10 protein-coding genes are annotated in these 14,407 nt (G+C 68.8%); 6 read left to right on the top strand and 4 right to left on the bottom strand.

The annotated features are described in order from the left end of the window. Positions 1–7: 7 nt before the first annotated feature. Complete coding sequence (locus C1O66_RS01920) at positions 8–1,420, bottom strand: cytochrome b (protein ID WP_102766299.1); 1,413 nt, start codon at positions 1,418–1,420, stop codon at positions 8–10. A gap of 44 nt (positions 1,421–1,464) precedes the next feature. Further along, positions 1,465–2,061 carry a ubiquinol-cytochrome c reductase iron-sulfur subunit gene (gene petA, locus C1O66_RS01915; protein ID WP_102766298.1) on the bottom strand — a complete coding sequence of 199 codons (597 nt, stop codon included), beginning with the start codon at positions 2,059–2,061 and terminating at the stop codon, positions 1,465–1,467. A 239-nt stretch (positions 2,062–2,300) separates the two neighbouring features. On the opposite strand from petA, the gene mscL reads away from it, so the two are divergent. Both mscL and C1O66_RS01905 read left to right on the top strand, forming a co-directional pair. Next, on the top strand, positions 2,301–2,741 hold the full coding sequence (mscL, locus tag C1O66_RS01910) for a large conductance mechanosensitive channel protein MscL (protein WP_102766297.1): 441 nt from the start codon (positions 2,301–2,303) through the stop codon (positions 2,739–2,741). A gap of 212 nt (positions 2,742–2,953) precedes the next feature. Continuing rightward, positions 2,954–5,449 carry a DUF1631 family protein gene (locus tag C1O66_RS01905; RefSeq protein ID WP_133155070.1) on the top strand — a complete coding sequence of 832 codons (2,496 nt, stop codon included), beginning with the start codon at positions 2,954–2,956 and terminating at the stop codon, positions 5,447–5,449. Positions 5,450–5,467: 18 nt separating this feature from the next. Here C1O66_RS01905 and pdxA read toward each other — a convergent pair whose 3' ends face one another. Both pdxA and C1O66_RS01895 read right to left on the bottom strand, forming a co-directional pair. After that, positions 5,468–6,526 carry a 4-hydroxythreonine-4-phosphate dehydrogenase PdxA gene (pdxA, locus tag C1O66_RS01900; RefSeq protein WP_102766295.1) on the bottom strand — a complete coding sequence of 353 codons (1,059 nt, stop codon included), beginning with the start codon at positions 6,524–6,526 and terminating at the stop codon, positions 5,468–5,470. Then, positions 6,523–7,272 (bottom strand): Nif3-like dinuclear metal center hexameric protein, encoded by a 750-nt coding sequence (locus C1O66_RS01895; protein WP_102766294.1) that lies wholly within the window; start codon positions 7,270–7,272, stop codon positions 6,523–6,525. Before C1O66_RS01895 ends, pdxA begins: the two co-directional genes overlap by 4 nt. 37 nt (positions 7,273–7,309) lie before the next feature. On the opposite strand from C1O66_RS01895, the gene C1O66_RS01890 reads away from it, so the two are divergent. The 4 genes from C1O66_RS01890 to C1O66_RS01875 all read left to right on the top strand — a co-directional run bounded on the left by C1O66_RS01890 (position 7,310) and on the right by C1O66_RS01875 (position 14,400). Further along, entirely contained in the window at positions 7,310–8,509 is a 1,200-nt protein-coding gene (locus C1O66_RS01890; protein ID WP_102766293.1) for a S1C family serine protease, read from the top strand. A gap of 335 nt (positions 8,510–8,844) precedes the next feature. Continuing rightward, a complete protein-coding gene (locus tag C1O66_RS01885; protein ID WP_133155069.1) occupies positions 8,845–9,789 on the top strand; it encodes a recombinase RecA in 945 nt (314 codons plus the stop codon). Next, entirely contained in the window at positions 9,746–11,146 is a 1,401-nt protein-coding gene (locus C1O66_RS24175; protein ID WP_102766291.1) for a Y-family DNA polymerase, read from the top strand. Before C1O66_RS01885 ends, C1O66_RS24175 begins: the two co-directional genes overlap by 44 nt. Continuing rightward, entirely contained in the window at positions 11,143–14,400 is a 3,258-nt protein-coding gene (locus C1O66_RS01875) for an error-prone DNA polymerase (RefSeq protein WP_102766290.1), read from the top strand. The genes C1O66_RS24175 and C1O66_RS01875 overlap by 4 nt, the downstream gene beginning before the upstream one ends. Positions 14,401–14,407: the final 7 nt, after the last annotated feature.

Here is a 14,407-nt window from a genome sequence, read left to right as displayed (position 1 = left end):
TGCTTGTTCAGTGGGCGTGGAAGGTCACACGGTCAGGCACAGCCTTGGGCGTGCCCAGCTTGCTCCACCAGGGCATCAGCAGGAAGAAGCCAAAGTAGAAGAGCGTGCCCACTTGCGAAACCAGCGTGCCGAGGTCGGTCGGCGGCTGGATACCCAAATAGCCCAGCACCAGGAAGAACACCACGAACACGGCATAGACATACTTGTGCCAGTCAGGGCGATAACGGATCGACTTGACGGGGCTGTGGTCCAGCCAAGGCAGGAAGAACAGAATCACCACGGCACCGCCCATCACCACCACGCCCCAGAACTTGGCGTCGAAGACTTTGAGCAGGAAGCAGGCCACCACGGCGAGCACCAGCACCGCCATCTTGGCCTTGCCGCTGAAGCTGCCCTTGATGACCGCCAGCAATGCACCCAGCCCGATGATGCCCACCAGCACATTGACCATGGTGTCGGTCGTGGCGCGCAGCATGGAGTAGAAAGGCGTGAAGTACCAGACCGGGGCGATGTGCGCTGGCGTCTTCAGCGGGTCAGCCGGGATGAAGTTGTTGTACTCCAGGAAGTAACCACCCAACTCCGGCGCGAAGAACACAACGCTGGTGAACGCAATCAGGAACAGGCTCAGGCCGAAGATGTCATGCACCGTGTAGTACGGGTGGAAAGGCACGCCGTCCAGAGGGTGCCCTTGGGCATCCTTGGGCGCCTTCGGGCCTTTGATTTCAACACCGTCGGGGTTGTTGGAACCCACCTCGTGCAGCGCAATGATGTGCGCCACCACCAGACCCAGCAGCACCAGCGGCACGGCAATGACGTGGAAGCTGAAGAAGCGGTTCAGGGTCGCGTCGCCCACCACGAAGTCACCGCGGATCAACAGGGCCAGATCCGGACCGACGAAGGGCACGGCCGCGAACAGGTTCACGATCACCTGGGCGCCCCAGTAGGACATCTGACCCCAGGGCAGCAGGTAACCCATGAAGGCTTCAGCCATCAGGCACAGGAAGATGCCGCAACCGAAGATCCAGACCAACTCGCGCGGCTTGCGGTAAGAACCGTACATCAGGCCACGGAACATGTGCAGGTACACCACCACAAAGAACGCCGAAGCGCCGGTGGAGTGCATGTAGCGGATCAGCCAACCCCAGGGCACATCGCGCATGATGTACTCGACCGAGGCGAACGCCAGATTGGCGTCGGGCTTGTAGTGCATCACCAGGAAGATGCCGGTGACGATCTGGATCACCAGCACCACCAGGGCCAGCGACCCGAAGATGTACCACCAGTTGAAGTTTTTCGGAGCGTAGTACTCCGAGAGATGCTCTTTGTAGAGCTTGCTAGCCGGGAAGCGGTTGTCCACCCACGTCAGCAGTTTTTCGCCAGCGCCAGCGCCGGCGGGAGCTTCTTTGAATTCAGCAGCCATGTTGACCTCTGTCCTTTAGCCTTGTGCGACTTGATGCCGGAGCATCAAGCCTTCTTGTCTTCGCCAATCAGGATCTTGGCGTCGGACAGGTACATGTGAGGGGGCACCTCAAGGTTGTCGGGCGCCGGCTTGTTCTTGAACACACGGCCAGCCAGGTCGAAGGTCGAGCCATGGCAGGGGCACAGGAAGCCGCCGTGCCAATCATCCGGCAGCGAGGGCTGAGGACCGGCCTGGAACTTGTCGCTGGGCGAGCAGCCCAGGTGCGAGCAGATGCCCACGCCGACGAAGAACTCGGGTTTGATCGAGCGATGGGTATTCTTGGCGTACTCGGGCGTCGGGTAGGCCTTGCGGTCCGAGTTCGGATCGGCCAGTTGGCCGTCAATACCCTTCAGGGCTTCCAACTGCTCGGGCGTACGACGGACGATCCACACGGGCTTGCCGCGCCATTCGACGGTCATCTTCTCACCCGGCTTGAGGCCGCTGATATCGGCTTCCACGGCGGCACCGGCGGCCTTGGCACGCTCGGACGGTGTGAAAGTACTGACGAAAGGTACGGCGGTGGCTACGCCGCCAACGGCACCGGCGCAACTTGTGGCGATGAGCCAGGTGCGCTTGCCGTGGTCCACTTGCTGGTCACTCATGAGGATCCTCAAACGAGACTTCTGATCGGGGGCAACCCGGGATTCTAACGGACGCTATCAGCTCTCAGTATCGGCAACCGCATCCGAAACTGTTTTCCGCGCCACAGTATCAGCGTTTTACCGCTGTGCGGGGCCATCGCCGTCGACAATCATGGCCGTTGCGCGCCCCATGGGCGCTCGCATGGTTTTTTATCCATCAACAAGGAAAGCGCGGCCTCTGGCCGCCCACGGAGAGATCGATGAGTTTTTTCTCGGAATTCAGGGAGTTTGCGGTCAAGGGCAATGTCGTTGACCTGGCGGTCGGCGTCATCATCGGCGGCGCCTTCGGCAAGATCGTCGATTCGGTGGTCAAGGATCTGATCATGCCCATCGTCGGCAAGGTGGTCGGCGGCCTGGACTTCTCCAATTATTTTGTGGTGCTGGGCAGCATCCCGGCCGATTTCAAGGGCGCGCAGACCTACGAAGCCCTGACCAAGGCCGGCGTGCCTCTGTTCGCCTACGGCAGCTTCCTGACCGTGCTGCTGAACTTCGTCATCCTGGCCTTCATCATTTTCCTGATGATCAAGCAGATCAACCGCCTCAAGCGCGCCGACACCCCGGCGCCCGCCCCGGCCGAGGCTCCGGTGACGCCGGAAGACATCGTGCTGCTGCGCGAGATCCGCGACTCGCTGAAGCGCTGATCACCCGCCTGTGGCGCCGCTGAAACCGGCGCCACCCCGCCCCGTAACGCCCGGACCGCCTGTAAGCAAAAGTTTCGCAGGCACCGGGCGTTAGCTATTTGGCAAGCTCAGGCGCCGAGGCCCGCACATCTGGCTGGAGATGGCCTTGTATTGACGCGATACTGACCCCAGATTTGTGGCACGCTCACGACAGCTCCACCCCCACCCTCTTCATGAATTCGCCCGACCTCGGACTCAACCCCCATCTGGAGGCTGCCCTCCAGCGCATTCGCACAGCCGCCGAGCAGGCCTCGGAGCGCTGCGCCGAGGGCATGGGTCTGGCGGCGCTCTCGGCCGGCCAAGCCAAGCGGCGTGATCTGCTGCTGGCCACCCAATTGGTGTTTCGCCGCCAGCAGGGCCTGTTCAGCCAACGCTTCACTCAGGAGCTGCGCCAGCAGCTGAGCCAGGAACAGGCCCCCAAGGCCGAAGCCACCACCGCCGCCAAGAAGGACTGGACCGAGCTGTCCCTGATGGACGATGACGCGGTCGACGCCCTGGTGGTCAGCGACCGCATCGGCCTGGCCATCGGCCACCAGAGCGAGTGGGAGCTGCGCGAGGTCGAGTCCTATGTGGCCAGCCTGCGCAATGGCGATCGCAACCCCCTGCGGCCCGAGTTGGTCGCACGCGCCCTGCTGGCCGCCGTCCACGCCGTGACCGAGGATAGCGAAAGCCGACAGATCCTGGTCGATGAAATGACGCGGGCGATGACACAGGAGATGCGCGCCTGCTATGCCGACATCGCGGAACTGTTCCGCCACCGCGGCCTGCGCCCGCAAGACCTGCGCGTGCGCGGCAACGAATCCCCCAACGCCAGCACCCGCGCGCAGGGCCTGGCCGGTGGCGCCTCGGTGCACGGCGAGCTCGATTCCGGCCCGGGTGGGCAGGCGCAGTTCAGCCACAACGGCCCGCGCAGTGCTCGCAGCGAGTTTGGCAACAGTTACAGCGGCAGCAGTTATGGTGGCGCAGGCATGGCCGGCGGCCACAGCCGTTACGGCAGCGCCAACGCCGGCGGTATGGGCGTGGTCGACGGCCAGCTGATGGACCTGCTGCGCCGCCTCGCCCAGGCGCCGGCACCGGCCGGTGTTTCCGGCTTCGGCGGCATGAGCGGCATGAGCGGCGGCCTGCCGTCGGGCGCGGTCGGCGGCCATGCGGGCAGCGCAGCCCTGGGCCCCGCGGCACTCGGCGCCGCGCCGGGCGACTGGGCCGAAGACTTCGGCGGCTCCGCCTGGCAAGGCGTGCAGCCCCCCAATCTGATTCAGATCCACCGCGACGAGCTGCGTCAGGCGGCCACCGGGCGCCTGGATCACATGGTCATCGATGTGGTCAGCAGCCTGTTCGACCAGGTCTTGTCGGACCCCAAGGTGCCTCCGCAAATGGCGCGCCTGCTGGCCCGGCTGCAGCTGCCGGTGCTGCGCGCGGCCCTGGGCGACCCGAGCTTTTTCTCCTCGCGCCGGCATCCGGTGCGCCGCTTTGTCAATCGCATGGCCTCGCTGGCCTGCGCCTTCGATGACTTCAGCGAAGCGCCCGGCAGCGATTTCCTGGCCCATGTGCGCGATCTCGTGCAGGAGGTCGCCAGCGGCGACTTCGACCGCATGGAGGTCTACGAAAGCAAGCTCGATGCCCTGGAGCGTTTCATCCAGGAGCAGATCGCCGGCACACTGAAGAGCGCCAGCGAAGGCAGCGCCGTCGGCGATATGGCCGAGCTGCTGGACCGCAAGGAAATCGACCTGCGCCTGCAGCAGCGCTACACCCAGCAGCTGCAAACCGCGCTGGCCCCCGTGCCCATGCAGGATTTCCTGCGCGATTTCCTGGCCCAGGTCTGGAGTCAGGCCATCGTGCTGTCCTCGCGCGACCCCAAGGGCACGCCCGAGCGCACCCTGCGCTTCCGCCAGCTCGGCCGCGAGCTGGTGATGAGCGTGCAGCCCAAGGGCGGCACGGCCCAGCGCCAGGCCTTTCTGAGCCAGCTGCCCGCCCTGATGCGCACCCTCGGCGAAGGCCTGGACCTGATCGCCTGGCCCGAGCCCGCCCGCAAGGTCTTCTTCGGCGCCCTGCTGCCGGCCCATGCCGAATCCCTCAAGGGCGTGGCACCCAGCGCGCTGGAAACCAATCTGCTGATCAAGCAGCTGGACGGCGTGTTCGGCTGTGCGCCGCCGGAAGAGCGCGACCTGCCCGCCGATGCACCGGTCACCGTGCCGCAAGACCTGGACATGGGCAGCCGCCTGAGCCCGCAGGAAGCCCAGAGCCTGGGTCTGGTGCGCGAAAGCGGGGTCGATTGGGACGGCACGGTCGACATCGTGCTCGGCGACGACGAGCCACAAGCGCCGCTGCAGGCCGTCGACATCAGCATCGACGGCCTGCCCGCCGCCACCGAAGCGCCTGAGCCCAGCGAGGGCGAGCTGCTGATCGACCACCTGCAGCTCGGTTTCGCCTACCGCATGCACACCGGCGACAGCTGGCACAAGGTCCGCCTGGCCCATATCAGCGCCGGCCGCAGCTTCTTCATCTTCACCCAGGGTGCCAAGCACCAGGAAACGGTCACCATGACCGCACGCATGCTCAAGCGTCTGTGCGAATCAGGCCGTCTGCGCGCCTTTGAGCACGCCTACCTGATGGAGCGCGCGATCTCGCGCGCCCGCAAGCAGCTGGCCGCCATCGGCAGCAAGAGCTGAAAACCTCAGGGCGCCCTTTCAGGTCGCCACTGGCGGCTGCATCAAGCGCCGCGCCATGCGAATCGCCGCCGCCATGCTGGCCGGATCGGCCCGGCCGCTGCCGGCCAGATCGAAAGCCGTGCCGTGATCGGGGCTGGTGCGCACAAAGGGCAGACCCAGGGTCACGTTGACGCCCTGCTCCACGCCCAGGTACTTCACTGGAATCAGGCCATGGTCGTGCGTCATGGCCACCACCACATCGAACTCGCCCGGGTGGCCAGCCGCATGGCGGGCGCGCATGAAGACCGTGTCGGGCGCGTAAGGACCGCTGGCGTCCAGGCCCTCGGCCCGGGCCTGCTGGATGGCCGGCGCGATGTGCAGGATCTCCTCATCGCCAAACAGCCCACCCTCGCCCGCATGCGGATTCAAGCCCGCCACCGCGATGCGCGGCCGGGCGATGCCCATGCGCTGCAGCGCCTGGTGGGTGATGCGCAGCGTCTCCAGCACCCGCGCGGCGCTGATCTGCTCGATGGCCTGGCGCAGCGAGCAATGGATGGTGACCAGCACCGTGCGCAGCTCCTCATTGGCCAGCATCATGCGCACCGGCGGCAAGGCCGCGCCGGCCGGCACCGAGCGCGCCTGCAGCAGCTCGGTATGCCCCGGGAAATCCACGCCGGCCGCATGCAAGGCCTCTTTGTGGATGGGCGCTGTCACCAGGCACTGAGCCTGCCCAGCCAGGAGGGCGGCCACCGAAGCCTCGATGCACAGGGCCGCCGCCACACCAGCGCGCGCCGAGATCTGGCCCAGCGCCTCATCGACCAAACCCACCGCCAGGCCCGGGGGTTGCCACACCGGCAGGGCATGGGGCGGGCGCTGGGCAAAGTCCTGCAAACATTCCAGCTGCAGCACCGGCGCCTGCAGACCCATGAAGCCCAGGGCCCGACGCAGCACGGCCACATCGCCGACCAGGCAGAGATCGCTGCGACCACTGAGATCCAGATCGGCCGCCCAGGCCGCCACCGCCACCTCGGGGCCGATGCCGCAGACATCGCCCATGCTGAGCAGCAAGGGCCGCGGGCTTGACGTGAGCGTGCTCATGCCGGATTGGGCAGATCGATGAACTGCTGGCTCAGGCCGAACTGCTGGGCCAGATGCTGCCCCAGAGCCTGCACGCCGTAGCGCTCGGTGGCATGGTGGCCGGCGGCGATGAAGGCCACGCCGGTCTCGGCGGCCAGATGGGCTTGCGGCTCGGAAATCTCGCCGGTGACGAACACATCGGCGCCGGCCGCAATCGCCTGTTCAAAATAACCCTGAGCCCCACCGGTGCACCAGGCAATGCGCTTCAGCACCCGCCCATCACCGGGCGCCAGCACCGGCGCACGGCCCAGGCCTTGCTCGATCTGCTCGCCCAGGGCCTGCAAGCTCAAAGGCTGCGCAGCCGCACCGATGAAGCCCAGGTCCTGCTCGCCGAAGCGGCCGTCGGCCTGCCAGCCCAGCACGCGGCCGAGCTGGGCGTTGTTGCCGAGTTCGGCATGGGCGTCCAGCGGCAGGTGGTAGGCCAGCAGGCTGACATCGGCAGCCAGCAGGCGCGCCAGGCGCTGCTTCATCCAACCAGTGACGCGGCCGTCCTGGCCGCGCCAGAACAGGCCGTGGTGGACCAGGATGGCATCGGCCCCGGCGGCAATCGCCGCCTCGATCAAGGCCAGGCTGGCCGTCACGCCGCAGACCAGATGGCGCACCTCGGCCCGCCCCTCCACCTGCAAACCGTTCGGCCCATAATCCTTGAAACGGTCGACATTGAGCTCCATATGGAGATGTCGTTCCAGGCTGTGTCGTGAAGTCATCGGTGGGCCGCTCGGGTTCGGAAGAGGAGTTGTTGTAGTGCGCAGACTTTGGTTGATTTTCGCTCAGGCCACCACGGTGGTGCTGGCCCTGCTCTTCGTGGTCAGCACCCTGAAACCGCAATGGCTGCAAGGCCGCGGCCTCGCGGGCAGCGCCGGTGGCCCGGCCGCCAGCCTGCCCCTGTTCAAGATCGCCGAACCCAGCCCGGCCGCGCCGGCAGCCAGCGGCGCCTCCGCCCCGGCACGCAGCGGCTATGCCCTGGCCGCACGCCGCGCCGCGCCGGCCGTGGTCAGCATCACCGCCAGCAAGGCGCCCAGCCGCACGGCCGACAGCAACGACCCCTGGTTCCGCTTCCATTTCGGCCCACGCGGCCGGGGTCAGCCGTCTGAGCGGCCGCAGACCGGCCTGGGCTCGGGCGTGATCGTCTCGGCCGACGGCTATCTGCTCACCAACAACCATGTGATCGAAGGCGCCTCGGACATCGAGGTCATGCTCAGCGACGGCCGCCAGGCCCGCGCCACCCTGGTCGGCAGCGACCCGGAGACCGATGTCGCCGTGCTCAAGATCGCACTCGAGCGCCTGCCCGTGATCCAGCTCGGCCATGCCGAGAGCCTGGAAGTGGGTGATGTGGTGCTGGCCATCGGCAACCCCTTCAATGTCGGCCAGACGGTCACTTCAGGCATCGTCAGCGCCCTGGGTCGCAACCAGCTGGGCATCAACACCTTCGAGAATTTCATTCAGACCGATGCCGCCATCAACCCCGGCAACTCGGGCGGCGCCCTGGTCGACGCCGAAGGAAACCTAGTCGGCATCAACACCGCCATCTTCTCGCGCAGCGGCGGCAGCCTGGGCATCGGCTTCGCCATTCCGGTCAGCACCGCGCGCCAGGTGATGGAGTCGCTGATCCGCGATGGCCAGGTCGCCCGCGGCTGGATCGGCGTGCAGACCCGCGAGCTGACGCCCGAATTCGCCGAGGCCTTCAAGGTCACCGTCAAGCAAGGCGTGCTGATCAGCGGCGTGGTCGCCGACGCCCCGGCCGCGAAGGCCGGCCTCAAACCCGGCGATGTGCTGACCCGCGTCGGCGACACCCCGGTCGCCACCCCGGCCCAGTTGCTCGCCGCCGTCTCCGCCCTCAAGCCCAAAACCGGCACCCAGGTCACCGTGCAACGCGCCGGTCAACAACTGGACATCGCCATCACCGTGGCTCAGCGGCCCAAACCGCAGGTGGAGCGGGACTGAGCCGGCCCCAAGCGCGCTCCCACCTTCTCGCCTCCCCACCGCTCGCACCTCCCGAGCCTCCGCCGCCCGCAGCGCCCACCCAAGGGCCCTGCGGTCGGGCGCGCTCGCCCACGCGCGCCCCCTGTTTTCAAGCGCCGGGCATGCATCACGCTTGCAGGCTTGGCGCGCTGGACCGGCGACCGTATACTGTATAAAAATACAGTTCTCACCAGCGTTCTGGATCACGACACCGAGGCCGGAACCGGCCTTGCTTCTGGATTTCGGCCCCATCCCCTGGTTCTCCGGCTCACCGGCCTTCGGCCGCTCATGCACAGCACCCGCCCGCCCTTTTTGCCATGTTCACCCCTCTCGTCAACGCTCCACCCGCGTCGATGCCGGCCCTGCCGTCAGCAGCGCCGGCGCGGCTGGCCGAGCGCGAGGCTCGCTTGCTGGAGCAGCAGGTCTGGCGGGCCAGCAGCCTGGGCGCCAGCAGCAGCCCCTGCCTGAGCAGCGGCTTTGCCGCCCTGGACGCCGAACTGCCCGGCGGCGGCTGGCCCACGCACAGCCTCAGTGAACTCCTCTGCCCGCCGGGCCTGCATCTGGAGTGGCGTTTGCTGCTGCCGGCGCTGCGCGGGCTGCTGGCCGAGCCGCAGGCAGCAGCCCCCGCCTCGCGTGGCCGAGGCCGGGCGCGCAAGCCCAGCGCCCCGCGCGCGCAACAACAGCGGCCGCTGCTGCTGATCAACCCTCCGCTGATTCCGCATCTGCCGGGTTTGCAAGCCGCCGGCCTGGCGCCACAACAGCTGATCTGGCTGGCGCCAGAGACCCCGCAGCAGCAGCTCTGGGCGGCCGAGCAGGCGATCAAATCGAATGCCGCCGCCGCCCTGCTGCTCTGGTTGCCGAAACTGCGGCCCGAGCAACTGCGCCGCCTACAGACCCAGGCCCTGGGCCTGGACGCGCCGCTGTTCCTGTTCCGGCCCGAGGCGGCGGCGGCGCAGTCCTCGGCCGCGCCGCTGCGCCTGCATCTGGACCTGGCCCTGGGCGCGCGCAAGCCGCAGCAGGAGCTGGCCGATCTGCAGCTGCGCATCCTGAAACGGCGCGGCCCGGCTTTCGAAGGCCTGCTGCAGCTGCCCGCCCTGCCCTCGGGCCTGGAGCGGGTGCTGACGGCCACCATGCTGGCGCGCGGCCTCGGACGCCCGAGCCTGGCACCCAACACGCCCCCGGTTCTGCAAGCGCCGCGCCCCGCGGCGCCCTCGCCTCATGCACTGGCTCGCCCTGCTCAGCCCGCCCGCGCCGCCGGATGAGGCCACTGCCCCGAGCCACCCCCGGCACGAAGCCGCAGCCCCAGCCCTGGCCTGGTGGGCGCTGCAGTTCTCGCCAAGGGTGGCGGCGCTGGAGGAGGCCGTGGTGCTGGAGGTGGCCGCCAGCCTGCGCCTGTTTGGCGGGCCCGAGGCCTTGCACCAGCGGGTGGCGGCGCGGATCGGCGACGCCGGCCTGAGCCTGGCCGCCCTGGCCTGGGCGCCCACCGCGTTGGCGGCCCTGGCGCTGGCGCGCGGGGCGCTGGCGCAGCCGGGGGCGGCGGGGGCACCGGGTGAGGCCTGCGTGCGGGCCGATGGCCTGTCCGCCCCCCTGGCCAGCCTGCTGGACCCGCTGCCGCTGTTCACCCTCAGCGCCGCGCAGGCGCAATCGCCCATGCTGGCGCGCCTGGGCTGCCGCACGCTGGGCGATGTGCGCCGCCTGCCGCGGGCCGCCCTGAGCCGGCGTTTCGGCCCGGGGCTTCTTCGCGCCCTGGACCAGGCCTATGGCCAGGCACCCCAAGCCCATGCCTGGATCACTGCGCCCGAGCAGTTCCAAGCCAAGCTGGAGCTGCCGCAGCGCCTGGACAACGCCCTGGCCTTGCTGCAGCACGCCCAGGAGCTGCTGCGCCAGCTCTGCGCCTGGCTGGCGGCGCGCCACGCCGGCATCGAGGCCTTCGAGCTGGCCTGGGCCCATGACGCCATGCGGGCGCGCGACATCGGCCCGGGCGGCCGGCTGCTCGTGCACAGCGCCGCGCTGACGCGCGATTTCGGCCAGCTCTCGCGCCTGCTGCACGAGCACCTGCTGCGCCTGGAGCTGGCCGCGCCGGTGGCCGAGCTGAGCCTGCAGGCCGGCGAAGTGCGGGCCCTGGAAGAGCGCAGCGCCAGCCTGCTGCCGGCCGGGCCCGAGCAGGCCAAGGAACCGCTGGAGCAGCTGCTGATGCGCCTGAGCATCCGCCTCGGCGCACAGGCTGTGCGCTGCGGCCAGCTGCAGCAGGACCACCGGCTGGAACAGATGCAGCGCTGGGTGGCATGGAACGAAAGCCCACCCCACACGGCGGCCTCAGCCGCTGCGCCAGAGGCCCTGCCGCTCTGCCCACAGCCGACCTGGCTGCTGGCGCCGCCGCTGCGACTGAGCCTGCGCCAGGACCAGCCGGTCTACGGCGGCGCAGCGCTGCAACTGCTGGCCGGGCCGCAGCGCATCGAGGGCGGTTGGTGGCAACCGGCGGCCGACGGCCAGAGCTCGCTGCACCAGCAGCGCGATTACTTCCTGGCCAGCAGCCCGCAGGCCGGCCTGCTGTGGATCTTCCAGCAGCGCCTGAGCAGCGAAGAAGAAGGCTGGTTTCTGCACGGGCTGTTCGCATGAAAAAATCAAGCCTGCTGCCCGCCTATGCCGAGCTGCATGCGCTCAGCAACTACTCCTTTCTGCGCGGCGCCTCCACGCCGGGCGAGCTGGTGGAGCGCGCGCATGAGCAGGGTTATGCCGCCCTGGCCCTGACCGACGAATGCTCGCTGGCCGGCGTGGTGCGCGCCCATGTGGCGGCCCAGGCCCTGCCGCGCGACCCGGTCACCGGGGAGCCCGAGCTGAAGCTGCTGATCGGCGCCGAGTTCAGCGTGCGCCGGCTGGCGCAGGCGCCGCCCGGGCCGCCCGAGACCACCCCCGACCCAGTGAGGTTCAAGCTGGTGCTGCTGGCGCGCCATCTCGAGGGCTACGGCAACCTCTGCCAGTTCATCACCGGCCTGCGCCGCAGCGCCACCAAGGGCAGCTACCGCCTGAGCTGGGCGCGGCTGCAAGAGACGGCCCAGCGCGGCGAGCTGGCCGACTGCCTGGCCCTGCTGCTGCCGCCGCGCGAGGCCAGCGACGAAGAGCTGCTGATCCCGGCGCGCTGGCTGCTGCGCCATTTCACCGGCCAGGCCTGGATCGGTGTCGAGCTGCTGCGCGAGCTGGGCGACGAGCTCTGGCTGCAGCGCCTGGGCCAGCTGTCCGAGCAGACGGCCCTGCCCCTGGTGGCGGCCGGCGATGTGCACATGCACCGGCGCTCGCGCAAGGCCTTGCAGGATGTGCTGACCGCCACCCGGCTGAACCGCCCCATCGCCGCCTGCGGCCACCAGCTGCAGGCCAATGCCGAGCGCCATCTGCGCAGCCGCCTGCGCCTGGGCCAGCTCTACCCGCCGGCCCTGCTGGCCGAGACCTTGCGGGTGGCGGCGCAATGTCAGTTCTCGCTCCAGGAGATCCGCTACCAATACCCGGCCGAAGTCGTGCCCGAAGGCGCCACGCCGAGCAGCCATCTGCGCGCCTTGACTGAGGCCGGTGCGGCCCGCCGCTGGCCCCATGGCATCAAGCCCGAGCTGCGCGCGCAGATCGAGCATGAGCTGGCCCTGATCCAGGAGCTGGGCTACGAGCATTACTTCCTGACCGTGGCCGATGTCGTCGCCTTCGCGCGCAGCGTGGACATCCTCTGCCAGGGCCGCGGCTCGGCGGCCAACAGCGTGGTCTGTTACTGCCTCTTCATCACGGAAGTGGACCCGGCGCGCAGCAGCCTGCTGTTCGAGCGCTTCATCAGCCGCGAGCGCAACGAGCCGCCCGACATCGACGTCGATTTCGAACACGAGCGGCGCGAGGAGGTGATCCAGTACCTCTACCGCAAATACGGCCGCGAACGCGCCGCGCTGACCGCCGTGGTGATCAGCTACCGGCCGCGCAGCGCCATCCGCGATGTCGGCCGCGCCCTGGGGCTGGATGAGGCCCTGGTCGAGAAGCTAGCCGGCGACCACCATGGCTGGAGCGAGGAATCCCTGCCCGACGATCGCCTGGCCCAGCTGCAGCAGGAGCTGGGCTTCGACCCTCAGGACCTGCAGATCCGCCAGCTGGTGCGGCTCACCCGCCAGCTGATGGGCATGCCGCGCCACCTGAGCCAACACCCGGGCGGCTTTGTGCTGACGGCCGGCCCGCTCTCGCGCCTGGTGCCGATCGAGAACGCGGCCATGACCGAGCGCACCGTGATCGAGTGGGACAAGGACGACATCGACGCCCTGGGCCTGATGAAGGTCGATGTGCTGGCCCTTGGCATGCTCAGCGCCCTGCAGCGCAGCTTCGCCCTGATCAGCCGCTTGCGCGGCTACCCGGCTGCCCAGCCCTTCGGCATGAGCGATGTGCCGGCCGACGACAAGCCCACCTACGACATGATCTGCCGCGCCGACACGGTGGGGGTGTTCCAGATCGAATCACGCGCGCAGATGTCCATGCTGCCGCGCCTGCGGCCGCGCTGCTTTTACGACCTGGTGATCGAGGTGGCCATCGTGCGGCCCGGGCCCATCGAAGGCGGCATGGTCCACCCCTATTTGCAGAACCGCGCCCTGCCGCCCGGGCAAATCAAGTATCCGAAAGACGATCTGCGCGCCGCGCTTGAGCGCACCTGCGGCATCCCCATCTTCCAGGAGCAGGTGATGCAGGTGGCCATGATCGCCGCCGGCTTCAGCCCCGGCGAGGCCGACCAGCTGCGCCGCGCCATGGCCGCCTGGAAGCGGCCCGGTGACCTGGCCCGCTTCCACGAGAAGATCCTCAGCGGCATGCGCGAACGCGGCTACGAGGACGCGTTTGCCGAGGCCATCTTCCGCCAGATCAAGGGCTTTGCCTCCTACGGCTTCCCCGAGTCGCATGCGGCCAGCTTCGCCCTGCTGACGTATGTGTCCTGCTGGATCAAGCGCCATGAACCGGCGGCCTTTCTCTGCGCCCTGCTGAACTCGCAGCCGCTGGGTTTCTACACCCCCAGCCAGCTGGTGCAGGACGCCCGCCGCCACCGCATCGAGGTGCGGCCCAGCGATGTCAACCACGGCGGCTGGCTGAGCAGCCTGGAGCATCCCGAGGCGCCCGAGCCCGCCGAGCGCCTGGACGACGGCGTGCAGCCGGCCGTGCGCCTGGGCCTGCATCTGGTACACGGTCTGAGCCGGGCGGCGGCCCTGCGCATCGAGGCCGCGCGAGCCGCTGAGGGGCGGTTTGTGGACACGCAAGACCTGGCCCTGCGCGCCAGCCTGGACCAGCAGGAGCTGCAGCAGCTGGCCGCGGCCGATGCCTTGCAAAGCCTGGCCGGCCACCGCCGCCAGCAGGTCTGGCAGGCCTCGGCCCTGCGCGCCCAGCCGCCGCTCTTGCGCCAGGCCTATGCCGCCGAGGAGGAGCTGGACCTGCCGGCGGCCGCCGAGGGCGAAGAGGTGGTCTGGGACTACGCCGCCCTGGGCCTGAGCCTGCGCAGCCATCCGCTGGCCCTGCTGCGGCCCCGGCTGGCACGCCTGGGCTACCGCAATGCGCAGGAGCTGCGCGCCTGGCGCAGCGGCCAGTCGGCCCAGGCCTGCGGCCTGGTCACCGTGCGCCAGCGCCCGCAGACGGCCAAGGGCGTGCTCTTCATCAGCCTGGAAGACGAGAGCGGCAGCGTGCAGGTGATCGTCTGGCCGGATGTCTACGCCGCCTTCCGCCGCACCATCCTGGTGGCCCGGCTGCTGGCGGTACAGGGCCAGTGGCAGTACGAGAACGGCGTGCGCAATCTGATCGCCCGCCGCGTGCAAGACCTGACCCCGCTGCTGGGCCGCCTGGGCAAGGACGTGGGCAGCCGCGACTTTCACTGAACTCATA

The organism is Paucibacter aquatile, from assembly GCF_002885975.1.
In the GTDB taxonomy this organism is placed as follows: domain Bacteria; phylum Pseudomonadota; class Gammaproteobacteria; order Burkholderiales; family Burkholderiaceae_C; genus Paucibacter_A; species Paucibacter_A aquatilis.
This window is presented reverse-complemented; position numbering and strand designations above follow the sequence as displayed.

Bases quoted from the DNA above. Each gene is read 5' to 3' on its own strand.
- C1O66_RS01920 (WP_102766299.1), bottom strand. From the start codon at position 1,420: ATGGCTGCTGAATTCAAAGAAGCTCCCGCCGGCGCTGGCGCTGGCGAA.
- petA (WP_102766298.1), bottom strand. From the start codon at position 2,061: ATGAGTGACCAGCAAGTGGACCACGGCAAGCGCACCTGGCTCATCGCC.
- mscL (WP_102766297.1), top strand. From the start codon at position 2,301: ATGAGTTTTTTCTCGGAATTCAGGGAGTTTGCGGTCAAGGGCAATGTC.
- C1O66_RS01905 (WP_133155070.1), top strand. From the start codon at position 2,954: ATGAATTCGCCCGACCTCGGACTCAACCCCCATCTGGAGGCTGCCCTC.
- pdxA (WP_102766295.1), bottom strand. From the start codon at position 6,526: ATGAGCACGCTCACGTCAAGCCCGCGGCCCTTGCTGCTCAGCATGGGC.
- C1O66_RS01895 (WP_102766294.1), bottom strand. From the start codon at position 7,272: ATGACTTCACGACACAGCCTGGAACGACATCTCCATATGGAGCTCAAT.
- C1O66_RS01885 (WP_133155069.1), top strand. From the start codon at position 8,845: ATGTTCACCCCTCTCGTCAACGCTCCACCCGCGTCGATGCCGGCCCTG.
- C1O66_RS24175 (WP_102766291.1), top strand. From the start codon at position 9,746: ATGCACTGGCTCGCCCTGCTCAGCCCGCCCGCGCCGCCGGATGAGGCC.
- C1O66_RS01875 (WP_102766290.1), top strand. From the start codon at position 11,143: ATGAAAAAATCAAGCCTGCTGCCCGCCTATGCCGAGCTGCATGCGCTC.